Genomic DNA, 23,333 nt, shown 5'->3' with positions numbered 1-23,333 from the left:
TACCTCCATTTATAGTAGTAAGTCGATAAAACTCATCCTTGTTTTAGTCTTAACGAATTGACTAACTTCATTCAACATTATAGGAGGTGAATTTTACTTGCTTAATTCATTCACTAATTTTTGATAGGTGAAATAAGCCGGCTTAGGAGTATAATCGTCCTTCATCATTCCGAATTGATGAAATAGGTCTTCTTTTGAACTATCAGCATCCCTTAATCCAAAAAATTCATAATGAGTAATATTTAGTTCCTGATGAAGTGAATAAACTGTTCGAATAATTTTCTCAAGTATAATTGATTGTTGTTCATAAGACCTTTCAATTTGTATAAAAGGATTTTTGCCGGTTGGCCATCCATTCTCTGTAATGTGGATTGGAAGCGTGGAAGGGAAAGCATTCCTATTCAATGTTTCGCGAAATTTACGTAGTATGTTTTCAACTGAAACAGCAACTTCTTCAATTTTTAGTGGTTCCTCAAATACATCAATATAAAAATTATGACCTACATAATCAATTGAATGAATTAATTCGTCTCCACCAATTTCCAATAGATTTTCCCAAAAATGTGGAATCGTTTTTTCACCCTCAGGAACCGAACCGAATCCAATTTTAATAGGTAAATGACTTTTTTTTATTTCTTCTTTTGCAGCTAGTACGCCTTGGACAAGCGCTTCTATTACATATGGTTTCGATCCATCCATAAACGATAAATTAGGCTCATTTGTTATTTGAATCGAATAAAGGAAATTCCCATATTCTTTAATTACTTTACGAACAAAATTTATCCAATAATCAAGTGATAAGCTTGGATCCATAAGACAACCAATTGTTAAATCACCTAATAAATTTGCTGTTTTGTACCGATTTAGAGCGTTAAATACTTTTTCCTCTGTTTCAGGACCCATATAGACAGCATACAATCTTGGTAAAAGCTGATTTGCATTACCTTTAAGCTCTCTAAGTGCGGATGATATTTTTTCATAATTATCTTCTGGACCTGTAGCTAATCCTATAGGTGTGCCAGCTACGCTAAGGGGATAGATACCGAAAGTTAATCCATTTGAATTCACTCTACTTCACTCCTTTTCTTAAATAGTAAATATTTATTTACATGTTGGATTGGTTTTATTTATAAAATATGATATTGTTATATTGTACCTCGAATAAATAATAAACTTTTGTTTACTATATGTCAATTTAGGAATTTTTACCTAGAAAGGTTTGTAATAAAATGAATTCAAATCCAAATCAAATTGCAGAGAAGTTTATCCAACTACTTCCACTAGTTTTTAATAAGTTTAACAAGCCAGGCTCAAAAAATTCTTTAAAGAATAAGCAATCCGAGTTAACTCATTTACAAAGTCATATACTAGAAGAATTGTTTCAATCAGCAGAAGGAATTTCACTTACAGAGCTAGCCCAAAATATAAGCATTTCTAAACAGCAAATGACACCGTTAATTATGAAATTAGAAGAAAAAGAATATGTATCTAAATTACAAGATGCTTATGATAAACGAAGCGTAAAAATTGTACTGACTGAAAAAGGGAAAACAGTTGTCACTAAGCGATGGGAAGATTTTTATCATATTTTTTGTGAACGGATTGGACAACTTGATGAGGAAGACTTACTTGATTTAGACTACTCAATGCATAAGATCATCCGAATACTTGGGAAATTAGAATAGAGAATATATTGAACAGGAGGAATGTTGTTTGGTTAATCAAAAATGGGAAGCCAGATCAAGATACATTGCGATAGGAGTAGCGCTAGGTGCAGCTTTTGGTGTCCTTTATCATAATATTGGGCTAGGCATCGGATTGGGTGTTGCTTTCGGTATTGTCTTTTATAACATCAAAAAAAATAAAAAATGATAGCCCTCTATTTTGTTAAATTATAGAAATCCTTGAACTTTATTAATTAATCATATATTATGTTTTAATATAAACGCATAACGAAAATGTATAACCTCATTGATATGGTATGAGGGTCTCTACCAGGAACCGTAAAATCCTGATTACGAAAAAGAATGTAATTTACTACATCCTTCTTCGTAATCAGGATTTTTTTTATTTTCGTTCAATTTTGAAAATGATTTATGGAGGAAAAAATAATGAAAACAGTCTATATAAACGCTACATTTTTTACAATGGATCAGGAAAATCGAATTTTTAATAACGGTATGATGATTGTACAAGATCAATTCATTACTTATGTCGGAAATCATTCTGATGAGCTAATGAACGATGCAGATCAAGTAGTTAATCTTCAAGGGAAATGGGTAATGCCAGGTCTTGTAAATACGCATTCTCATATTCTTATGACGCTTTTACGTGGGATTGGAGATGACATGCTGCTAAAGCCTTGGTTAGAAACGAAAATATGGCCAATCGAAAGACAATATACAACTGAAATTGCTTCTGTAAGTGCACAGCTTGGTATTTTAGAAATGGTTAAGTCGGGAACTACAACATTCTCAGATATGTTTAACCCTAATGGAATCGATCCAAACGTTGTAATGGAGACAATTGGTGAAACTGGAATTAGAGGAGCATTTTCATATTCAATATTTAGCTTTGGAACAGATGAAGAGCAAAGATTGAATCTTAAAGGTGCTGAACAATTTTCAAAAGACTACAAAAGGTTTGCTGATGGTCGCCTAACAACGATGGTTGCACCTCATAGTCCATACGCGTGTACGCCAGAAGCTCTAATAGAAAGTGCGCGTATTGCAAAAGAAAATGATTTAATGATGCACATTCATGTGTCTGAAACAGATTATGAAATTCAAGATATTGAAACTCGTTATTCGAACAGACCTGTTGAATACCTTCGTAAATTAGGGGTATTTAATCAACCAACTGTTATGGCTCACGGTGTAGTTCTTAATGCTGAAGAAAGAGCGATCTTAAAAGAATATGACGTACGAGTTGCACATAATCCAATTAGTAATTTGAAGTTGGGTTCTGGAGTTGCAGATGTTGTTAGTTTATTAAAAGCCGGAGTAAAAGTAGGTATAGCAACTGATAGCACAGCATCTAATAACAATCTTGACATGTTTGAAGAAGTGAGAATAGCTGCACTGCTACAAAAAGGGATGTATAAAGATGCTACGAAATTCTCAGCACAAACTGCATTAACTTTGGCTACTCGAGGTGGCGCAGAAGTGATAGGAATGGGACATACGGGCTCACTTGAAGCAAATAAGAAAGCAGACTTTATTACTATTTATCCATTTGATAAAGAGCATTTACAACCATTAAGTAATGCATATTCACACTTACTTTATGCTGCTCGTGGTAGCGATGTATGTGACGTTTTCATTGATGGAAATGCAATTGTAAAAGATCGTATTTGTTTAACAATTGATGAAGAAAAAGTAATCTCAGAAGTAAATCGATTACAGAGTAGATTTGCTTAAGAAAAAAGACAGAAAGAGCAGGAAAGAAGGTAATAGACTTTCCTGCTCTTTTTACATTTTAAAAATACCGTTCATTGAGGATTTTTAAATGATGTAACTCATGGCCTGCAATAATATAAGCAATAGCACGAGGTGTCGTTTTGTGATATAGAACCATGCCCTCATGTTCTAATGCTTCATTAGATAAATTTTCTAGCAAAGATAAAGTCGATAGACGAACAGTTTCAAATTCATTAATAATTTGATCAAGCTCGAGGCGATTAAAATGTGCATTTTCATTATAAGCATTCTCATCAAAAGATGGTAAAGGTGTATGATCCCCTCTTGCAATTGCCAATAGACGATAACACATTATTCTTTCAGTATCTACTAAATGTCCAAGAACTTCCTTAATACTCCATTTTCCTTCTGCGTATCGGTATTCAGATTTTTCTTTAGAGATTGCTTTAAAAAAACTAACTGATTCCGCTAATTGACTCCTCAAAATAGTTTTTAAATTACCTTCAGGAACTAGCTCAATATAACCTTTAAAGTGTGGGTTATATTCGTTGGAATTTGGTCTAATCATTAATTAATCACCTCAAAGTTTTTATTTAAAATCTACAAAAGAGATAGTAGTACATTAAGAAAATTATATCTTATGTTAAAATTAAATAGTTAAAAAGTTTGAAAAATAAAAATATTAAAGGAGATTGAAATGACTAATCAGTTGAAGCAACGTTTCAAACAATTTGCAAAGATTGAATGTGAAAATTCTAGTAGATTATATGAATATATATCATTAAAAATTGCAGAAGACGAAGAGATACTTGAACTGTGTTCTTTTGCTCAAGATAGTCAACCTGTTCCCAATTTATTATTAGGAGCGATTCATTATTTATTAATGAATGGGAATTGTCATCCGTTAAAGGATTTCTATCCAAGTTTAGTTGAGACACCTAAAGAATTAGAAGAATCATATATATATTTTCAGGATTTTTGTAAAGAATTTAGAAACGAAATTATTCAGCTAATTCAATCGAAAATTGTCCAAACGAATGAAGTGGGACGCTGTGCCTATCTTTATCCATGCTTCTCCTATATATATCAAAAGGTTAATAAACCAATTTCATTAATCGAAATAGGAACAAGTGCGGGACTTCAGCTCTTATGGGATCAATATAAGTATTCTTACCGTTCAAGCGAAGAACTTTATGCGAATTTAGAATCTAAAGTTCTTATTCAATCAGAAGTAAAAGATAAAACTCCAACAATGCTCCCATTATTAGACGAAGCGCCTCCAATTGTTGATCGATATGGGATAGATTTACACGTTAATGATCTATCAAACGAAGAAGACTATTTATGGCTTAAAGCATTAATTTGGCCTGAGCATTTTGAACGAAGAGAATTATTTGAAAAAGCCGTTAACTGTTTAAAGGAAAATAAAATCAATTTAATAGAAGCAGACGGAATTAAAATTCTTCCAGAAGTAGTTAAACAATTATCTAGCGATTCAATTCTATGTATTTTTCATACACATGTTGCAAATCAAATACCGGTTGAGGGAAAACAAAATTTACTAAAAACTATTGAAGGTATTAGTAAAAATAGGGATTTGTTTCATCTATATAATAATATTTGGGATCGAATGTTGCATCTTGACTATTACATTGATGGGGTAAAGCATGAAGAAATAATTGGTGAAACAGAAGGTCATGGGAAATGGTTTGAATGGAGGATTTAGTAAAACATTAATTAATAGCTATGAAATGGGGGAGTAGTATGGAGATTAAAGGGATAAATCATTTGTTATTTTCAGTGTCAAATCTTGAAATATCGATCGATTTCTATAGGAACGTATTTGATGCAACTCTCTTAGTAAAAGGTCGAACAACAGCATATTTTGACTTAAATGGCATTTGGCTTGCTTTAAATGAAGAAAAGGATATACCTAGAAAAGAAATTCATCAATCGTATACACATATGGCTTTTACGATTGATGAAGACGATTTTGAAAAAATTTATGATAAACTAGTTCAGCTCAAGGTGAATATATTGAATGGCCGCGATAGAGATATACGTGATAAAAATTCAATTTATTTTACTGATCCAGATGGACATAAGTTTGAATATCATACAGGGACTTTACAAGATCGAATTGAATATTATAAACAATCAAAACCACATATGGATTTCTATATTTAGATGTTGGATAGAAAGTTTAGAAAAACTTTCTATCAAAAATTATCTTGAATTAAAGATAATTTTTGATACAATATAGTCAAGAGTTCGGTAAATTAAAATATAAAATACCGGATTAAACTAATGAATTAATGAGGTGTCTATATGGGTTATTCTTCGTGTAATATCTCAAATTAAAGATAAAAACAAAAGGAGCGATTAACTATGTTTGAAAAAATTAATAATAAGCAATTAGGCCATGCTGATCATGGTTGGTTAAAAACAATTCATCATTTTTCATTTGCTAATTATTATGATCCAAATAATATGAACTTTGGTGTATTAAGAGTATTAAATGATGATCTTATAAAAGCACACAGAGGATTTGGAACTCATCCACATAGTGATATGGAAATTATAACGTATGTCATAAATGGGAACTTAACTCACTCTGATAGTATGGGGAATAAACATGAAATTGGACGTGGCGATATACAGTACATGAGTGCAGGGACAGGTGTATATCACAGTGAACACAATATGGGCAGGGATTTATTAAGATTAATTCAATTATGGATTATTCCTGACAAAACCGGTCATACTCCAAATTACGGTGATTTAATTTCAGATTGGGAAAAGAGAGAAGGAAAATGGTATCATATGGTATCTCCGGTCGAAGGGAGTGCCCCAATTAAAATTCATCAAGATGCAAATATTTACTCGCTTGCATTAAATAAAAATGAAGAAATATCTTTTGAAATGAAAAAGGATCGACAAGCGTATTTAGTCTTATTAGAAGGAAATGCCATTGTGAATGGAGAACTATTGGAAGCTAGTGATGCTGCAAAAATAATTGAAGAAGATATTATAATAAAATCAAAAGATTTTTCACATTATTTAGTAGTAGAAATGAAAAAATAATAGATGAATTAATCTATTAATTGGAGGGGAAATAAGTAATGAAAACAAGTATTAAATGGGATGGTAAGTTAGCCTTTTCAGGTATTGCACCATCCGGCCATGAGATCAAAATGGATACTGCCGAGTCTTTAGGTGGAGAAAATAGTGCACCTACACCAGTTGAACTTTTAATTAATGCAGTTGCAGGATGTACTGCGATTGATATCGTATTAATCCTTGAAAAAATGAGATTAAAACTAACTTCATTCGAAATTGAAGTAGATGGTGAGCGAGCTGAGGAGCACCCTAAACGATTTACTGATATTCACTTACATTATATTTTAGCTGGAAAGTTAGATACTGAAAAAGTTCGAAAAGCTATCAAATTATCAAAGGATAAATATTGCTCAGTGGCTCATTCTTTAAATGCTAACATAACAGCAAGTTTCACTTTAAATGGAACAAAGGATGAGGAAGTTCTGTAATTGTAATAAATGTAGCTGCCCTTAAAGTCAAAGTACTTTTGGGGCAGCATTTTTAATTTGGAAAATTAAATAGTGTAGATCGCGATGGCAATTCAACAAAAAAACCAGCTTTTAGCTGGTTTTCTCTATTTACTCTTCATTATCTAATTGTTTCTTTACATAAGTAGGAAGCATAAAGCAACCAACATGTAGGTCTGTATTATAATATTTTGTTTCGATCCCTAGCTTATTCCATTCATCAGCTTTAATGTCTTTAATTGGGTCGTATTTTTTTGAAGCAAATCCGAATAACCAATGTCCAGATGGATAAGTTGGCATATGGAATTGATAGACTCTTGAAATTGGAAATGTTTCTTTAATTTTTGAATGAGCACGTTTCATTTCGTGTGCGTAACTAGCGTAATATGGACTTTCATGCTGGTTAATTAGTATACCTTCTTCACTTAATACCCGTTTACAATTGTTATAGAAAGCAACTGTAAAAAGCCCTTCACCAGGTCCAATTGGATCAGTTGAATCTACCAAAATCAGATCGTAATAACCTTCATCAGCTTCTTGTACGAACTTTAAACCATCTTCAAAATATAAGGTTAATCGCTTATCTTGATCTAATTTTGAAGCCGTTAAAGGTAAGTATTGTTGGCATAGTCTTACAACACGCTCATCAATTTCGACCATATCGACAACTTCCACATTTGGATAACGTAATACCTCACGTGCAGTACCACCGTCGCCCCCACCGATAATTAGCACTTTTTTTATGTTTGGATTAACGGCCATTGATACATGGGTAATCATATCATGGTAGATAAATTCATCTTTTTCAGTAACCATCATATAACCATCTAGAGTAAAGAAAGTTCCAAATGTTTCACTTCTAAAGAAATCGATTTGTTGAAATTCACTTTTTTCAGAATGAATATGTTCTTGAACCTTTATGGAGAATTTCGTATCTTCTTGGTGATTTTCTGTATACCATAAATCCATTAAATTTTCCTCCAAACTTCGATCGACGACTTTTATTATATAAGGATCATCATCATCGTTGATTGTGATTGTTCCTTCTGCTTTTAAATAAAGATAATGCTGAATCAATTCGGATGAAATTAGTTCACCTGGTATACAAAGAGGGATACCAGGTGGGTAAATCATGATTGATTCACCACTAATTAAGCCACTAGCATCATGAATTGAAATAATACGTTTTGGATGATAGTACGCTTCCCTAGGAGTCATAACCATTTTAGGATTTTTTAATGCAACACTTATATCTGTCTCAAGCTTTGGAAGTTTACCGTAATATCGGTCACTAATATCCCTTAATGCATCAATTAAAGTTTGAATCGTGTCTTCATTATCACCTAGCGAGATAATTGCTAAAATGACATTAGGTTCTGCAAGCTCGATTTGAATTTTATATTGTTCTGCAAGCATGTCATATACTTTAAAACCAGACAATCCTAATTCTGACACTTTAACAACAAGTTTTAACTCATCGTAATCGAATACGCCAACTCCATTTCGATAAGAATCTCGAGTTATACATTTTAATCCTTTTATATTGTTAATTTCTTCTTTAGCTTTTCTTGTTAAATTGAGTAATTTTTCAAAACGTTCGTGACCTTCTAAAACTAATTTCTTTCTCGCAACATCGATTGAACACATAAGTAAATAAGAAGCAGATGTCGTTTGAAATAAATTAATTGTAGAACGAACCCTATTTTTAGTAATGATCCCATCATTATGTAGTAGAACTGATGCTTGTGTTAAGGCACCACCAGTTTTATGCAAACTAAGAGTTACAAGGTCAGCACCAAGAAGGGCAGCGTTACTTGGTAAATCAGGATGGAACGAAAAGTGTGCACCATGAGCTTGGTCTACTAAAACAGGAATCCCCCTGGAATGGCCTATGTCGATAATTTGTTCTAAATCCGAGGTTGCTCCAAAATAAGTCGGATTGATAATAAGAATGGCTTTAACATCCGAGTTTAAATCTAAGGCATGAAGAACAGATTTTACTGAAACACCATTTACAATTCCATACTCATAATCGATTTCTGGTTCAATAAATACAGGCTTTGCGCCGGCTAAAATTAATGCATTTATTGCGGATTTATGTACATTCCTTGGCAGGAGAATTTTATCGCCATGTTCAAGGGCGCTCATAATCATATATTGAACTCCAGAAGTTGAACCATTTACTAACATATAAGCGTGATCAGAATGAAATGCATCTGCTAATAAAGTTTCGGCTTCTTGAATTACACCCGTTGGATGCGATAAGTTATCAACACGCTTTGAAGAATTAACATCCATTTTAAGAGCCATATCACTCCAAAGTTCTCTTAATTCCTCGAGTGAATTTCCTCTTTTATGCCCAGGTACATCAAAGCTCGTGATGTCTTCCTTAGCATATCGGACTAATTCAGTTAAAAGCGGTGTTTTACTATGATCAATCATCCATCAATATCCTCCACATCAGGACCATTCCATAGGTTTTTCCCGTAAAAGATTTCATCCATTTCATACTTCACTTTTTCTTCTATTTCCTTGATTTCTTTTTCATCTAATTTTTCTTTTGTATAGCCAAAAAGATAATTATCCAAATCAAATTGTTTTAACTTACATTTTGTATGGAAGATATTTTCTTGGAACACATTTACGTCAATCATTTGGTACATGTCTTTTAATTTTTGAGGAATATAGTTTTGAATTGAGTTGATATCATGATCAATAAATAATTTATAACCACTAACATCACGAGTAAAACCTCGAACACGATAATCAATAGTCATAATATCAGCGTCAAATTGGTGAATTAAATAATTCAAAGCTTTTAGAGGAGAAATTTCTCCACAAGTAGATACATCAATATCTGCTCTGAACGTACTAATTCCATCATCCGGATGATATTCAGGATAAGTATGAACGGTAATATGGCTTTTATCTAAAGCTGCTACTACTAACTCCGGTAAGGGTCCTGGAGATTCTGAGAAAGTTTCAGATGATGGATTATCAACTGGACCTTCTGAAACGAGAATCGTAACACTTGCTCCTTGGGGATCGTAGTCTTGTTTTGCAATATTTAAAATGTGCGCACCAATGATATGTGTAACCTCAGTCAATATTTTTGTTAAACGGTCAGCGTTATATTGATCATCGATGTACTGTATATATGCTTCACGTTCTTCTTTTGTTTTTGTAAAGCAAATATCGTACATATTAAAACTTAATGATTTCGTTAAGTTATTAAAACCATAGAGTTGAAAGTTATTATTTGACGATGAAATATTCATCTATTGTCCTCCTAGTTTTATAAAGTGAAAAAGTGTGTACGAAAAGTAAAAGCGACTTTTCAATAGTCGCTATGTAACTACTCAATATGTATTGTTGGTTTTTGAATTATTCATTATTCACATAAGTTGATGATTAAGAAGATACTTGGAAATAAAGAATTCTTATTTTTTTATTTATAATATTCGGAAAATTAAAAGCCTGAAAAGTTCTCAGGCCTTCTTAGAAAAGAGGATTGGCGGTTGTGGTGTGAAGATTAATTCAAATTCGATTACTAATTTATTAAAGATGCTATTCCAATCCTGTGTTAATGCATAATCTCTTGCTTTTTTTGACATATGCTTTAACATTTCACTTCCTTGTAAGCAATCCTCAATTGCTTGGCAAAAAGATGATGTGTTTTGGGGCTCACAAAGGACACCAGTTGAATAATCTCTAATTATATTTTTAACTCCACCTGCATTTGCACCAATCACTGGTGTTCCACACGCCATTGCTTCAAGTACTACATTACCAAATGTTTCAGTATCAGACGGAAACACCATTAAATCACACACACCGTATATTTCAACTAAGTCCTTCTTCTGAAGGTAGCCTGTATAAATAACTTGATCGGTACCAGTTTTTTTGATCAATTCTTCTTTTTTTGGACCATCTCCAACGATGATCCAAGTTAAATTTTTGTTAAATCGTTGTTTAGTATAGCTTATTATTTTCGATAAGGTTTCTAAATCTTTCTCTGGTGCAATTCTACCAACAAAACAAACCGTATATTTAGAGGTAATATTATATTTTTGTTTTATTTCATTAGGATTCAGAGTTGGGCGAAAGATCGAACAGTCAACGCCATGCGTCCAAATTGAGAGGTTGTTAAAGCCCTTTGTCACTAAATGATTGAATGTATCCTTCGATGGAACAAATATTTTTTGAGTAGGTTTATGAAACCAGTCTAAATACTTCCATAAAATATTTTCTAAGAATGTTAAGTTATAGTATTGAAGATAATGATCAAAATTTGTGTGGTATGAAGCAACTAAAGGAACTTTCATTTTTTTAGCAATATGGAGACCGCATAATCCAATAGTAAATGGTGTTGCAATATGAATAATATCCGGATTAAATTCTTTGAGCGTCTTTTTCATTTTAGAAAGGTTTGGAAATGAGATTTTACATTCAGGATAAATTTTAAATGGTACAGATTTTAATCTTGTTACATCTTCCGTTGAAGATATACCGTAGTCTTCAGGAGCAAACACATGGTAGGAATGGCCATGATCTTTTAAGTAATTTGTAAATCGATTTAAAGTTTTGGCAACACCATTCACTTGAGGAATATAGGTGTCTGTAAAAATAGCTACTCTCATAACTTCTCCTCCTCACAAATGATAGATAAAAAATTGTGAAATAAAAGTAGTAAATATACCAAGTAAAATTCCGAAAAAGACATCTGAAGGATAATGTAAGCCAAGATACATTCGAGAGAAAGAAACACATAAAACTAAAGGAAATAAAATAAATGCTGTTAATGGTAAATAAATCATAATAGGAAGTGCAACAGAAATAATTGCTGTTGTATGACCAGAAGGGAAGGAATGATCTTTTAAAGGATTTTTTAGAACAAAAGTACCTTCTAGTTTTAGATAAGATCTTTTACGTGGATAAAATCGTTTAAGAAAATGAACAGGGATATGGCTAAGAGAAAGGGTACAACAACATAGGATTGATGCTTCATGCAATTCACCTTTGGAATAAAGTAATAAAATAAGTACTGATGCAATTGTAAAAGTAGCTCCGCCAAGATGTGTAATATTCCGAAAGAAAAAATTCAAGTAACGCTTCTGGAATAATGAATTAACGCGATAAAAAAGTTGACATTCATATGTGTGAATCTTTTGAAGAATAGCGTTCATATTTCATCCTCCATTATGTTGATCTTTGTAACTTCATTATAAAAAGGGTTTATGGATTTAATTAGAAGCTTTTGTAAATGAATAATTTAGATATGTAAATTTTTATTAAAAGGATTGGAAGCGGGGAAATTGCAAAGCAAATAAGACTACAAATCATAAATAAACTGAGCTAATACTGATGAACCCGAAATTAAATAAAACTATCAATAAAAAAGAGAAGGCTTATTCAGTCCTTCTCTTTTCACTATTAATGCAACACAATATGTAACAAATCCTAAATTTATTTCGACAGATTTTCTTCTTCAACTTTTTTATAGAATTGACCTTTTTCAATATATTCTCTACGTATTCGATCCATATCAATGATGTCTTCTTCTGTTAATTCACGTACTACTTTAGCAGGTCTACCAAACGCTAATGTGTTAGGAGGGATTACTTTTCCACCTGGAACTAAGCTCCCTGCACCAATCATTGCACCTTCACCAATTACGGCACCGTCTAAAACGATTGAACCCATGCCTATCAATGCATTTTTTTTAACTGTACAGCTATGTAAAATGACACTATGTCCAACTGTTACGCCATCTTCTAAAATTAGGGGGCATTTTGGACTTTGGTGAAGAACAGATAAATCTTGAACATTTACATCATTTCCAATGATTGTATCATTAACGTCTCCACGAATGACTGCGCCGAAGAATACACTACTATTTGATCCAATTGTGACAGAACCAGTAACAGTTGCAGTTGAAGCGATAAAAGCAGATGGTTCGATTTTGGGTTGCTTCCCTTTGTATGGTAATATCATACTATACCGTTGCCAAACATATAAAAAATACGACGATTGTTTAGTTGAAATTGTCTAAACACTCAAGGCAACGTAGTTCACCTCCATAATATTTACTTCAATATGAGTATAACTTATTTTAACTATATATAATTAATGAAAAATAGGGAGGAGTGAAAAAATGTCACTACCTAAAAATCCGATCCAATTAATGCCGAAAGTTTATAAAGCTGTTTTTCCTCTAGTGCATCAGGAATTGAACTATTGGAGAAATTTTGCAACGGCAATCCCAGATCCAGAACTTAGAAAACAAGCATTAATGAGTATTGATACAAAAACATTCCATTGTGAAGGTGGTGCAATTTTAGCATTACTTTCTGAAAAGAATTTAAAACCAGTAATAGAGTTTATCGTTGCATATCAAACAATTAGTGATTACTTAGATAATTTATGCGATCGTAGTACTTCGCTTGATCCAGTTGATTTTGAAGCACTACATGAGTCGATGATTGATGCAGTAAAATGTCAAAAATCAGATCAAATGTATTATCGTTTCCGAGAAGAACAAGATGATGGTGGATATTTACGTGCACTAGTTTCAAAGTGTCATAGTAGTTTAAGTCAATCGAAGCATTATGAGGGAATTAAAGAGTACTTAGTCCAACTTGCTGATTATTATTGTAAGTTACAAATACATAAGCATGTCAAAAAAGAAGAACGAGTTCCTAGATTAACAAATTGGTTTGAAAAATATCAACCAGAACTTTCTGACTTAGAGTGGTATGAATTCTCTGCGTGCGCAGGTTCAACTCTTGGTATTTTTTGTTTAGTTTCTTATTCATTTAATGAAGTGATTTCTGAAGAATTATTTGAACAAGTTTATAAGAGCTATTTCCCTTATGTTCAAGGACTTCATATACTACTAGATTATGTTATTGATCAAAAGGAAGACGAAGAAGGCGGAGATTTAAATTTCTGCAGTTATTACCCATCTAAAGATGTCATGTTAAATAGAATTGAGTATTTTTCAACTAAAAGTGATCAAGCCTTAAAAGATTTAAAAGACTATCGTTTTCATCGAATGATATGTCAAGGATTGCTAGGCATTTACTTGGCCGATAAAAAAATGGCAGGACCAGACGAGATGAAAAGGATCAGAAGAGGGATTGTTAAAAACGGTGGTTTAACATCATTCTTTTTCTATGGAAATGCTAAGTTATATTTTAAATTAAAAGAGTTAAAGGCGAGTAATAGAAGAGTGAAGGAATCAGTTTAAACAAGAATACTCAAAAGAAGTATTATCTTAAAAGACTTCGATAATTAAAGAACCCCCACAAGGTGATAAATTTCCTTGTGGGGTTTTTAGTATTTTTTGTATTGCAATCAAATATGACCATTGGTATTACAATTTATGGGACATCTCCCTTTTACTGTTTATATTTAAAGCTTCCTTTTTTTCAGAGAAAAATATTTTCATAAGTGGTGGAGTTACAATTGTTGTGATTAGTACTACAATAACAAGGATAGCAAACATTTCTTTACTTAAAAGATTATTTGCTAAACCTGTTGATGCCATAATTAGAGCAACTTCCCCGCGTGAGACCATAGCTGAACCAATTCCAAGTGAATTTTTTGTTGGGAATCCCGCTAGTTTTGCTCCTAATGCTCCACCAATTAGTTTCGTTAAAATAGCGATAATACTTATAATAATAATAGTCGGAATCGAATGACTTAGCCCTGTAAATTGAACTGATACACCTATTAAAGTGAAAAACACAGGTACAAATACAGAGTAAGCAATTGTTTCAACCTTTTCAAATACTTCTTGTTTAAACTTAGTAACGGATATCGAAATACCTGCGATATAAGCTCCGATTATTGCAGCAATACCTGTTTGCTCGGCAAAGGCTGAGAATAAGAAGCAAACTATTAAAGCAGCAGAGATTAGTGTTTCTGAAACGTTTAGTTTTATAAACTTTTTTAGGAACCAAGGTATAATCTTCCAACCGATTAATATGGCAAATGTAAAAAATATAAACTTTTTAAATAAAAGAATTGGTAAACTAACTGCGCTATCACTGAAACTCATAACAAATGCTAATGCTATGATGACAACAATATCATCAATTACGGCAGCTCCTAAAATTGTTGCACCATCTTTTGTTTTAAGTTTACCCATTTCTTTTAATGTAGCCACAGAAATACTTACGCTAGTTGCAGAAAGGATTAGACCTAAAAAAATAGCTTCAAATTGGCTTAAGTTTATGGAAGTTCCATAAAGATATCCTGAGATTAATGGTAACAGTATTCCGAGTATCCCTACATAAGAAGAAGCTTTCCCAGTTCGTTTAAATTCATTAAGATCAGTTTCTATACCTGCAATAAACATAAGTAAAATGACGCCAATTTCACTCATTTCATTTAATGTTTCTGTTTCAGTAATGATTCCAAGTACAGCTGGACCTAATATGATCCCTATTAATAGCTTTCCTAAGACAGCGGGCTGACCAAGCTTTGTACTTAAATCCCCAAAAACTTTAGAGGCAATCAATATAATCGCAAGTTGCACATAAAGCATAAATTCATCTCCTGTCTGATCGCATAAAAAAAGAACCTGCCACAATAGGGTAAGTAAAAAAACATACTTATCCCTATCGTGACAGGCTCCTCCGAACGATGCATTAAATTTAACCTAAGTATAAACCAAAATTGAATGAGAAAACAAGCTTAAGCATTAAATTGGTAACAATTTAAATAGAAACTTAGTTTAATAGAATTAATAAAATAAGCGAAACAAAATAAGCAAAATGAAGGAGTATAAACGAAATGGCACTTTTAATTTTTCGAAAAAATAACATATATTTTAGTACGAAAGAGTGTAAATAAATTAAAATCATACTCCCGAAAAACCCATAAAAATACCCATAAATTACCCAAAGTGTCATCTGATTTACTTGTGAAGATTCTGTATGAAATCCTCTATATAATGAAACAAGGTAAAAAACTGACCAGTAATTGATGAACGCAATTAATCCAATTAATAATAATACCCAATTCGAATTCCGTAAAATGAACTGAAAAACATTACGAAATAGTTTATTCAAATTGTTTTGGTTTGTAGTCAACTCTTCACGCCCCTAGAGTTGGTTTATATCAATCAACTACTATTTGGTTTGTATGAACACATCAATTAAGTGGTTATATCTTTACATAATATTCAATTGATTTCTTGAATACGCCGTAATTAGATATTATTAATAATTTTTTGTGAATTTTTTAGATAAATTATTTTATGTTTTTTCTAAAGTGGTTATGTTCTTAATAGAAAACTTGTTGATAAGTTTATGAAACTTCAATCAAAAACGAATAAAATAAAAAGAGGCCTAATAAGTACAATGACTTAATAGGCGCATTTGTTTAAATTAATTTTTAGTAGGTTCAATTTGAGTAAAAATATCTCGGTGAACTCTTTTCATTTCTTCAAAAAATTGCTCACGTTTAATATTATTATTATCTAATATTTCTTTAAATGAATTTGTTTTGCTTTTTTGAGCGATGATATTTTCTAAAGGTTTATTTGAAAGTTTTGCTACAACTGCTATAAATATTAATTTCTTCATGTGCATTTTATGTTTCTCAACAGCTTTATTTATATTTGCTTCAGGTTGGTTTAAATAATTTGAAATATACTTAACAACTTCTTTTTTGTGGTTTTCTAACATTTTATTTGCTTTGTTGTTATGATGATGGTGATGTCTATGATGCTCACCATCATCTGTAGTTGCATCATGATCATGATGTGGATGTACATAATAATTTGCTGCTGCGATGTTTTCTGCATTTACCGAAATTGTACTAAGTGTAAAAAGACTAACTACTGCACCTGCAAAAATAGCTTTTTTCATTTTGAAAACCTCTTTTCTTTTTTTGATTTTTTTATCTTTACCAATTTTCCAAGAAAAATTTACCATTAATGAATTTTTAATGATTTTTTAAGATATTTATAATGATTTTGATGAGGTAAAACAAAATTCTATAATTGTACTTTTGAAATAATTGGGGACAAAATAAAAAAACTGCCTTTAGTAAGACAGTTTTTTCCAGAGTGTTGAAATATATTGTAGTCAATATAAAAAATACGAACATTTAATGATATTCGATGCAATTTGCAATATTTTTAAATATGATCTTTTAATCGTCTCTTATTGAAAGACAATTGATTTAATATATTTTTTTAACTAACTTGCAAAAATGCAACATAATTAACGTTATTATTATGACAAATATTTTTTTTTTTATTAAGACGTTGATTGGAACGAAAGGGTGCCAGGCTCCTATGGGATTAGCGGGAAGGCTAAAGACCCCACAGGCGAACGCCGAGGAGGCTAAAGAATCTCGCCCCATGGAAAGCGAGCACACTGTAGTGGAAATCAAGCTCACACAACTTATTTATCAGTGATAAAATTCCATCTTAATTGACAAAGGTCTTCTTCAACAGCGTGAAAAAACTGCCTTTAATAAGACAGTTTTTTCTTAAGCCCTTTTTTCAATTGCTAATATAAAAGGAGGATTATTTGCTTGATTAATAAATCGATAAGTTAATACATGTGCCAAGTCTTGAGGGATGTTTTGAGCAAAATTCATTAATGCATCTTTTTCAATTTGTCCACCTTCATGACCATGATATATCACAACTACGATAATTCCTTCTGGAGCCATCATTTCTAGTATTTGTTCAATTGCAGAAATTGTTGACTCGGGTACTGTTACAACAGATTTATCACTACCAGGCAAGTACCCTAGATTAAATATTGCGCCCTTTAACTTCTCGTGTAATGAAGCTGGGATTGCTTTTTTTACTTCTGAATGACTTTTTTGTAAAAGTGTAACTTGATTGCTTAAATTTTCATTATTTATTCTTTCAGTCGTTTTTTGAACAGCTAATTCTTGAATATCAAATCCATATACATGACCAGTTTTACCAACTAATTTTGCTAAAAATACTGTATCATGACCATTACCCATTGTGGCATCAATGGTAATATCGCCTTCTTTAACAGTTGATTGAAGAAGCTTTCTAGCGTACGGTAAAATACGATCTAAAATCATGTTAATTGTACTCGATTATTTGCGAATTTACCTTGCCAGCTATTTCTACGTTCAAACTCACGATCGATTGCATTTAATACTTCCCATTTCTTTAAGCTCCACATTGGTCCGATTAGTAAATCTGGTGGACCGTCTCCAGTAATACGATGTACGATTACATCACTTGGAATGATTTCAAGTTGATCAACGACTAAGTTAATATAAGCGTCAAAATCCATGAATTCAACTAGTCCTTTTTCATATTGTTTCATCATTGCGGTACCTTTTAATAGGTGAAGTAAGTGAATTTTAATTCCTTGAATATCAAGTTTAGCAACTTCCATTGCAGTTTCCATCATCATTTCAGGAGTTTCAAGTGGTAATCCGTTAATAATATGAGAACAAATACGGATGTTGTGCTTTCTTAATTTTTCTACGCCTTCTACATAAGTTTTATAATCGTGTGCACGATTAATAATATTTGCAGTTTTTTCGTGAACAGTTTGCAATCCTAATTCAACCCATAAATAAGTTCGTTTATTTAAATCTGCAAGATATTCAACAACATCATCTGGTAAACAATCCGGTCTAGTTGCGATGGATAAACCTACCACGCCTTCTTGCTCTAATATTGGTTCGAACTTTTGTTTTAATACTTCTACTGTTGCGTGAGTATTTGTGTAGGCCTGGAAATAGCCTAAGTATTTTCCGTTTTGCCATTTCTCATGCATTTTATCTTTTATTTTATGGAATTGAGTTACAACATCCTCAGCTCGATCGCCTGCAAAGTCTCCCGAACCAGAGGCGCTACAAAAAGTACAACCTCCAAACGCAACTGTACCATCTCTATTTGGACAATCAAATCCAGCGTCAATTGAAACTTTAAAAACTTTTTCGCCAAATTGTTGTCTTAAATGATAATTCCACGAATGATATCTTTTATGATCTATTGTATATGGAAAAGGATTGTTTTTTATCATTCCTCATCCCTCCCTTAATTTAAGTCAATATTATCGATTTTATCATGCTCTATTAAGAAAACCAAATGGAAAAACCTTTCTTATTTGTAAACAAATAATTGTACTCTGATTGAAAGGTTCGGAAATACTATCCTTGAGGTAACCTACATATCGGATACTTCATTAAAGTCTCAAAGGAGGTATTTTCTTGGGAATAACAGATCGCAATTTCGGACAAGAACAAGTACAAAAAGCAAAAGAAGCGTATGATTACGCAGTAGAGCAATTAGAAATTGGAATGAGACAAGAGCATTATAATGATATTGAATATTCACAAGCACAGGCAGGGATTGAAGAAGCACTTATAGAGCTTGAAAAAGTTGCAAACCTTGCAAATGCAGAAAATAAAGATGAGTTCTATCGTTTACGTAGACAATTAACACAACTACAGCATCAGATGATTATTACTCCGCACTAAAGGAGATTAGAATATGCAAGAATACGTTCAAGAATATGCGATCCTTGGGAGGAAACCAAAAATGGTAAAAAAGAAATCAAAAAGCAATAACCCTGAGCAAAAAACAAAGAATAAAACGATTACAGAATTCTCAGGTGAACTTTCAGCAGTAGATCAAGTGAAAATGAATAATTCTAAAAAAGGTCAACCACAAAGATCAAAACAGGGTTAAACAAAAAGGGAATAGGAAGAGCGAAAAGGGAAGGCTGGGCCTTCCTTTTTGTGCGACGGGCAGTCGCATAGGGTGCTGACCTAGTCAGCACCCTTCAATCATTTTTATCTAGACAGAGACGACACTTCGGTGTAACGACTGGATGAAAGATAAAATTATGAATTCCAGATGGTGAAAATCCATCCTCGAGGAGACTGACCTAGCTCGAGAAGTCTAATCTAGGGCATTATTGTGAGGTAATGTCTGAAGGAGATGCGGTAAATCGAGAGACCCGTAGGCGAAAAGATAGACCCTAATGCAAGAAGTGTGAAGCACGGCGGCGGGATAAGTTGGCGACTCTGCGAAAAGTGAGGAAGCCCACTAAAACGGCATTTTCTTTAGAAGTCAGAGCGAGAAAATATGGCTTATAACGTGATGGTGCAGGGTATGTCTTGAAGGAAAATGCGATGACCCCGTGAGGTCTCCACCTTACCGAACAGGCAGGGTTCTAATCTATAAGGGTAATCCGAAGTGATGAAGAACGGGTGGAGAAGTCAGACGTTCTCATAATACGGAAGTAGTTCGATGACCATAACACCGAATGAACGGAAGGGGAACGACCTATGGCTCCAAGTCATGGACGAGATGGAATGTTAACAATCAAGTTACTGAGGTAAAACCGTTTGAATGAACATCAAGGAAAGGCATGGAATACGTAATGAATCAAGAGTGGAAATTTAAATTACACAGTGTTTATGGTCAATTATTATTCGACCGTAGATTAACTCAAAGCTTTGAACAAGTAAAAGCGAATAAAGGTACAGGTGGTATTGACGGTGAATCAATTGAAAGCTATGAATCTAACTTAGAAGGAAATATACTGTCACTACTTGAAAAGTTGAAAACGAATACCTACAAAGCACAACCAGTTAAAAGAGTATACATACCAAAGAAGAATGGAAAGAAACGACCTTTAGGAATTCCGACAATTGAGGACCGAATTGTCCAACAGAGTCTAGTTAACGTACTTCAGCCAAAATTTGAAGACCTTTTATTTCATAGTTGGTCAGTAGGATACCGACCAAACCGAGGAGTCCAGAGAGCTTTACAAATTATCTTATGGAATATCGAACAAGGGTACAATCACATTTATGATTGTGATATTAAAGGTTTCTTCGATAATATTCCACATAAGAAACTAATTGGAATACTGAAGAAATATGTATCAGACCGAACAGCTTTAGGATTGATTGAACAATGGCTAAAGGTCGGGCATATGGAAGAAGGCAAACTGATTCACTCAGACTATGGGACTCCTCAAGGTGGTGTTATCTCTCCTTTACTAGCGAATGTATACCTTAATGAACTTGATTGGGAATGGGATTTAAATGGTATTCGATTCGTCCGCTACGCGGACGACTTTCTTTTGTTTGCGAAATCAAAAGAATCAATCGAAAAGGCAGCGACCTTAACTAAAGAAAAGTTGAAAGAATTAGGATTAGAGATTTCAAAAGAGAAAACAAGAGTAGTCAACTTTGAGAAGGACGATTTCGATTTCTTAGGTTTTACATTTCATCATTGGAGACCGAATAAGAAAGATAATAAACCTATATTTCATGTAACTCCTAAAGACGAATCAATCAAAGACTTTCGTTTGAAAATTAAAGAAAAGACTCGAAAGACATTAACTCTGAACAAAGAAGAGTGGATTAATCGAGTGAATCCAATTATACGTGGAAAAGTGAATTATTATGTGACGATCATCAAAGCGATTAAGGCTAATGAAGAACTAGGACAGACAAGTCATTGTCAAACTAGATGGACGAGACGAACACTTCGAAACTTAGATGGATACATAAGAAAGCGACTACGAGTAGCATTTATTCATAAACATCCAACCCAAAGAAAAGGGGACAAAATGAAAAGTTTATGGAATAACACATTCTTTCTGAAGATTAATTTGATTCCCTCCTACTGGCTGTACTTAAATAAAGCATATGGTTATACAAAAGAACAATATTTAAATGAATGGAAAATAAAAGCTAAACACAGATTACAAAACAGTATTAAAAGAGCAAGAGAAAACGGCGAAGAATATTACAACCCTCTTCGACTCCAAAAGATGCAAAACGCCTGGAATGCATCCTCATGATAATCATTACAACATATGGGTAAGCCGTATGCCTTAATAGGGCATGTACGGTTTGATAAGGGGGAAGTCTCGTAAGAGATTTCCCTACTTTCTTCATTGGAAAATAATCAAAAACTTTTTTGGTAATTTCAGGTTATTAAATAATGATTTCCTTAGCTGTCCACTTTGTCCTGAATTTCCCATTCTACGTACGTAGTTTCTTTCTCTTGAAACTAGGAAGATTCTCCTCTACAATTAATGAGTTAATGAGATAAAAATAGATAAAAAGGGACAGCTTTGAGGGGAGTACGGGATGCCAAAAAAACTATGGTTTTTGTTAATCGGTATGATTTTAAATGTAACAGGTAATTCTTTTTTATGGCCATTCAATACAGTATATATCCATACTTATTTAGGAAAGTCCTTGTCTGTTGCGGGGCTTATTTTAATGTTTAATTCATTGGCTGGTGTATTTGGTAATATGCTCGGTGGCTGGCTTTTTGATAAGTTTGGAGGATATAAGTCAATCCTAACTGGTATTAGTATTACATTTTTGTCAATTCTAGGTTTGGTTATTAATCATACTTGGACATTTTACAGTTGTTTCTTTGTAATATTAGGGTTTGGAGTCGGTATTGTATTTCCATCAATGTATGCGATGGTTGGAGCGGCATGGCCAGAGGGTGGACGTAAAGCTTTTAATGCAATTTATGTAGCTCAAAATCTTGGTGTTGCGATTGGTACAGCTTTAGGTGGAATTGTTGCAGATTTTAATATTAATTATATTTTCTCCGCTAATTTGCTATTATATATTGTTTTCTTCTTAGTAGCTTTATTTGGATTTAGAGATATTGGTTTACCTAAGCAATTAAAAGAATCTCATGAAGAAAAAGCAGAAAAACAAAAAATTTCATTTACTCCTTCCATGAAGGCTCTGATGATTGTTTGTGTTGCGTACGTTTTATGTTGGTTAGTTTATGTGCAATGGCAAACTACCATTGCTTCAGAAATGCAAAATCTACAAATTGGATTAAAAAAATATAGTCTGTTATGGACTGTTAATGGTGCGCTGATTGTCTTAGCTCAACCAATTGTATCAACTGCAATACGTAAATTTGCATTAAGTATGAGAAAGCAAATGTTGTTTGGAATAGGATTCTTTATCGCTTCGACTGTACTTGTGAGCACTGCCGAACAGTTTTCAATGTTTATGACAGGTATGATTATTTTAACGATTGGAGAAATGTTTGTCTGGCCTGCAGTACCAACTATTGCTAATATGCTTGCTCCAAAAGATCGTATAGGAATGTATCAAGGGATTGTGAATAGTGCAGCGACGGTTGGAAGAATGCTTGGACCTGTAATTGGAGGAGCACTTGTTGATACTTTTAATATGAGAGTATTATTTATCATATTAGTTGTTTTCTTATTAATAAGCATGGTCTTCTCTGTGCTCTATGAAAGATTAGCCAAAAAAGTAGTAAAAGTTGAAAATCAAACTTTTGCTTCTTAAAAAATAGGCTATGTAT

General features: G+C 32.9%; 23 protein-coding genes and 1 riboswitch. Of the genes, 12 read left to right on the top strand and 11 right to left on the bottom strand.

Going from position 1 to position 23,333, the window contains the following annotated elements; all coding sequences use genetic code 11:
- Window positions 1-93: 93 nt before the first annotated feature.
- Window positions 94-1,068: a glycoside hydrolase family protein gene (locus tag B6K90_RS15030; RefSeq protein ID WP_088013593.1), complete on the bottom strand. Its 975-nt coding sequence runs from the start codon at window positions 1,066-1,068 to the stop codon at window positions 94-96.
- Between the two features lie 161 nt (window positions 1,069-1,229).
- Here B6K90_RS15030 and B6K90_RS15025 point away from each other — a divergent pair, with 161 nt between their 5' ends.
- From B6K90_RS15025 to B6K90_RS15020, 3 genes are all read left to right on the top strand, one after another.
- A complete protein-coding gene (locus tag B6K90_RS15025) occupies window positions 1,230-1,685 on the top strand; it encodes a MarR family winged helix-turn-helix transcriptional regulator (protein WP_088013592.1) in 456 nt (151 codons plus the stop codon).
- Between the two features lie 28 nt (window positions 1,686-1,713).
- On the top strand, window positions 1,714-1,872 hold the full coding sequence (locus B6K90_RS23755; protein WP_167555379.1) for a hypothetical protein: 159 nt from the start codon (window positions 1,714-1,716) through the stop codon (window positions 1,870-1,872).
- A gap of 66 nt (window positions 1,873-1,938) precedes the next feature.
- Window positions 1,939-2,038, top strand: a riboswitch (purine riboswitch).
- Window positions 2,039-2,111: 73 nt separating this feature from the next.
- On the top strand, window positions 2,112-3,419 hold the full coding sequence (locus B6K90_RS15020) for an amidohydrolase family protein (RefSeq protein ID WP_088013591.1): 1,308 nt from the start codon (window positions 2,112-2,114) through the stop codon (window positions 3,417-3,419).
- A gap of 58 nt (window positions 3,420-3,477) precedes the next feature.
- On the opposite strand, the gene B6K90_RS15015 is transcribed toward B6K90_RS15020, so the two are convergent.
- Window positions 3,478-3,987 (bottom strand): DinB family protein, encoded by a 510-nt coding sequence (locus tag B6K90_RS15015; RefSeq protein ID WP_088013590.1) that lies wholly within the window; start codon window positions 3,985-3,987, stop codon window positions 3,478-3,480.
- Window positions 3,988-4,110: 123 nt separating this feature from the next.
- On the opposite strand from B6K90_RS15015, the gene B6K90_RS15010 reads away from it, so the two are divergent.
- From B6K90_RS15010 to B6K90_RS14995, 4 genes are all read left to right on the top strand, one after another.
- Window positions 4,111-5,145 (top strand): DUF2332 domain-containing protein, encoded by a 1,035-nt coding sequence (locus B6K90_RS15010; protein ID WP_407920529.1) that lies wholly within the window; start codon window positions 4,111-4,113, stop codon window positions 5,143-5,145.
- Between the two features lie 38 nt (window positions 5,146-5,183).
- Window positions 5,184-5,606, top strand: a complete 423-nt coding sequence (gene fosM, locus B6K90_RS15005) for a FosM family fosfomycin resistance protein (protein WP_088013588.1) — start codon at window positions 5,184-5,186, stop codon at window positions 5,604-5,606.
- Between the two features lie 201 nt (window positions 5,607-5,807).
- Window positions 5,808-6,503: a pirin family protein gene (locus B6K90_RS15000; protein ID WP_088013587.1), complete on the top strand. Its 696-nt coding sequence runs from the start codon at window positions 5,808-5,810 to the stop codon at window positions 6,501-6,503.
- A gap of 38 nt (window positions 6,504-6,541) precedes the next feature.
- On the top strand, window positions 6,542-6,967 hold the full coding sequence (locus tag B6K90_RS14995) for an OsmC family protein (RefSeq protein ID WP_088013586.1): 426 nt from the start codon (window positions 6,542-6,544) through the stop codon (window positions 6,965-6,967).
- A 129-nt stretch (window positions 6,968-7,096) separates the two neighbouring features.
- Here B6K90_RS14995 and speE read toward each other — a convergent pair whose 3' ends face one another.
- From speE to B6K90_RS14965, 5 genes are all read right to left on the bottom strand, one after another.
- Window positions 7,097-9,427, bottom strand: coding sequence for a polyamine aminopropyltransferase (gene speE, locus B6K90_RS23985; protein WP_212667557.1), 2,331 nt, complete (start codon window positions 9,425-9,427; stop codon window positions 7,097-7,099).
- Complete coding sequence (gene speD / locus B6K90_RS14980; protein WP_088013585.1) at window positions 9,424-10,263, bottom strand: adenosylmethionine decarboxylase; 840 nt, start codon at window positions 10,261-10,263, stop codon at window positions 9,424-9,426. The genes speE and speD overlap by 4 nt, the downstream gene beginning before the upstream one ends.
- A 210-nt stretch (window positions 10,264-10,473) precedes the next feature.
- Window positions 10,474-11,625, bottom strand: coding sequence for a glycosyltransferase family 4 protein (locus B6K90_RS14975; RefSeq protein WP_088013584.1), 1,152 nt, complete (start codon window positions 11,623-11,625; stop codon window positions 10,474-10,476).
- Between the two features lie 12 nt (window positions 11,626-11,637).
- Window positions 11,638-12,171, bottom strand: coding sequence for a phosphatase PAP2 family protein (locus B6K90_RS14970; RefSeq protein ID WP_088013583.1), 534 nt, complete (start codon window positions 12,169-12,171; stop codon window positions 11,638-11,640).
- Window positions 12,172-12,451: 280 nt separating this feature from the next.
- A complete protein-coding gene (locus B6K90_RS14965) occupies window positions 12,452-12,979 on the bottom strand; it encodes a gamma carbonic anhydrase (protein ID WP_088013582.1) in 528 nt (175 codons plus the stop codon).
- Window positions 12,980-13,139: 160 nt separating this feature from the next.
- On the opposite strand from B6K90_RS14965, the gene B6K90_RS14960 reads away from it, so the two are divergent.
- Complete coding sequence (locus tag B6K90_RS14960; protein WP_088013581.1) at window positions 13,140-14,234, top strand: tetraprenyl-beta-curcumene synthase family protein; 1,095 nt, start codon at window positions 13,140-13,142, stop codon at window positions 14,232-14,234.
- A gap of 126 nt (window positions 14,235-14,360) precedes the next feature.
- Here B6K90_RS14960 and B6K90_RS14955 read toward each other — a convergent pair whose 3' ends face one another.
- The 4 genes from B6K90_RS14955 to B6K90_RS14935 all read right to left on the bottom strand — a co-directional run bounded on the left by B6K90_RS14955 (window position 14,361) and on the right by B6K90_RS14935 (window position 19,026).
- A complete protein-coding gene (locus B6K90_RS14955) occupies window positions 14,361-15,536 on the bottom strand; it encodes a cation:proton antiporter (RefSeq protein WP_088013580.1) in 1,176 nt (391 codons plus the stop codon).
- An 844-nt stretch (window positions 15,537-16,380) separates the two neighbouring features.
- Window positions 16,381-16,863 carry a hypothetical protein gene (locus B6K90_RS14945; protein ID WP_088013578.1) on the bottom strand — a complete coding sequence of 161 codons (483 nt, stop codon included), beginning with the start codon at window positions 16,861-16,863 and terminating at the stop codon, window positions 16,381-16,383.
- 628 nt (window positions 16,864-17,491) lie between these two features.
- Entirely contained in the window at window positions 17,492-18,067 is a 576-nt protein-coding gene (locus tag B6K90_RS14940; protein ID WP_088013577.1) for a class I SAM-dependent methyltransferase, read from the bottom strand.
- Window positions 18,064-19,026, bottom strand: coding sequence for a TIGR01212 family radical SAM protein (locus tag B6K90_RS14935; RefSeq protein WP_088013576.1), 963 nt, complete (start codon window positions 19,024-19,026; stop codon window positions 18,064-18,066). The genes B6K90_RS14940 and B6K90_RS14935 overlap by 4 nt, the downstream gene beginning before the upstream one ends.
- A gap of 193 nt (window positions 19,027-19,219) precedes the next feature.
- Here B6K90_RS14935 and B6K90_RS14930 point away from each other — a divergent pair, with 193 nt between their 5' ends.
- From B6K90_RS14930 to B6K90_RS14915, 4 genes are all read left to right on the top strand, one after another.
- Complete coding sequence (locus B6K90_RS14930; protein ID WP_088013635.1) at window positions 19,220-19,483, top strand: DUF2524 family protein; 264 nt, start codon at window positions 19,220-19,222, stop codon at window positions 19,481-19,483.
- A gap of 61 nt (window positions 19,484-19,544) precedes the next feature.
- Window positions 19,545-19,694 carry a glycogen biosynthesis protein GlgD gene (locus B6K90_RS14925; RefSeq protein ID WP_088013634.1) on the top strand — a complete coding sequence of 50 codons (150 nt, stop codon included), beginning with the start codon at window positions 19,545-19,547 and terminating at the stop codon, window positions 19,692-19,694.
- Between the two features lie 685 nt (window positions 19,695-20,379).
- A complete protein-coding gene (gene ltrA / locus B6K90_RS14920) occupies window positions 20,380-21,825 on the top strand; it encodes a group II intron reverse transcriptase/maturase (RefSeq protein ID WP_235821811.1) in 1,446 nt (481 codons plus the stop codon).
- A 292-nt stretch (window positions 21,826-22,117) separates the two neighbouring features.
- Window positions 22,118-23,317 carry an MDR family MFS transporter gene (locus tag B6K90_RS14915; protein ID WP_088013575.1) on the top strand — a complete coding sequence of 400 codons (1,200 nt, stop codon included), beginning with the start codon at window positions 22,118-22,120 and terminating at the stop codon, window positions 23,315-23,317.
- Window positions 23,318-23,333: the final 16 nt, after the last annotated feature.

This window comes from Gottfriedia acidiceleris, assembly GCF_002128425.1.
GTDB lineage: Bacteria > Bacillota > Bacilli > Bacillales > Bacillaceae_G > Gottfriedia > Gottfriedia acidiceleris.
This window is presented reverse-complemented; position numbering and strand designations above follow the sequence as displayed.

Coding starts and splice junctions, on each gene's coding strand:
- B6K90_RS15025 (WP_088013592.1), top strand. CDS start 1,230: ATGAATTCAAATCCAAATCAAATTGCAGAGAAGTTTATCCAACTACTT.
- B6K90_RS15020 (WP_088013591.1), top strand. CDS start 2,112: ATGAAAACAGTCTATATAAACGCTACATTTTTTACAATGGATCAGGAA.
- B6K90_RS15015 (WP_088013590.1), bottom strand. CDS start 3,987: ATGATTAGACCAAATTCCAACGAATATAACCCACACTTTAAAGGTTAT.
- fosM (WP_088013588.1), top strand. CDS start 5,184: ATGGAGATTAAAGGGATAAATCATTTGTTATTTTCAGTGTCAAATCTT.
- B6K90_RS15000 (WP_088013587.1), top strand. CDS start 5,808: ATGTTTGAAAAAATTAATAATAAGCAATTAGGCCATGCTGATCATGGT.
- B6K90_RS14995 (WP_088013586.1), top strand. CDS start 6,542: ATGAAAACAAGTATTAAATGGGATGGTAAGTTAGCCTTTTCAGGTATT.
- speE (WP_212667557.1), bottom strand. CDS start 9,427: ATGATTGATCATAGTAAAACACCGCTTTTAACTGAATTAGTCCGATAT.
- speD (WP_088013585.1), bottom strand. CDS start 10,263: ATGAATATTTCATCGTCAAATAATAACTTTCAACTCTATGGTTTTAAT.
- B6K90_RS14975 (WP_088013584.1), bottom strand. CDS start 11,625: ATGAGAGTAGCTATTTTTACAGACACCTATATTCCTCAAGTGAATGGT.
- B6K90_RS14970 (WP_088013583.1), bottom strand. CDS start 12,171: ATGAACGCTATTCTTCAAAAGATTCACACATATGAATGTCAACTTTTT.
- B6K90_RS14965 (WP_088013582.1), bottom strand. CDS start 12,979: ATGATATTACCATACAAAGGGAAGCAACCCAAAATCGAACCATCTGCT.
- B6K90_RS14960 (WP_088013581.1), top strand. CDS start 13,140: ATGTCACTACCTAAAAATCCGATCCAATTAATGCCGAAAGTTTATAAA.
- B6K90_RS14955 (WP_088013580.1), bottom strand. CDS start 15,536: ATGCTTTATGTGCAACTTGCGATTATATTGATTGCCTCTAAAGTTTTT.
- B6K90_RS14945 (WP_088013578.1), bottom strand. CDS start 16,863: ATGAAAAAAGCTATTTTTGCAGGTGCAGTAGTTAGTCTTTTTACACTT.
- B6K90_RS14940 (WP_088013577.1), bottom strand. CDS start 18,067: ATGATTTTAGATCGTATTTTACCGTACGCTAGAAAGCTTCTTCAATCA.
- B6K90_RS14935 (WP_088013576.1), bottom strand. CDS start 19,026: ATGATAAAAAACAATCCTTTTCCATATACAATAGATCATAAAAGATAT.
- B6K90_RS14925 (WP_088013634.1), top strand. CDS start 19,545: ATGGTAAAAAAGAAATCAAAAAGCAATAACCCTGAGCAAAAAACAAAG.
- ltrA (WP_235821811.1), top strand. CDS start 20,380: ATGGAATACGTAATGAATCAAGAGTGGAAATTTAAATTACACAGTGTT.
- B6K90_RS14915 (WP_088013575.1), top strand. CDS start 22,118: ATGCCAAAAAAACTATGGTTTTTGTTAATCGGTATGATTTTAAATGTA.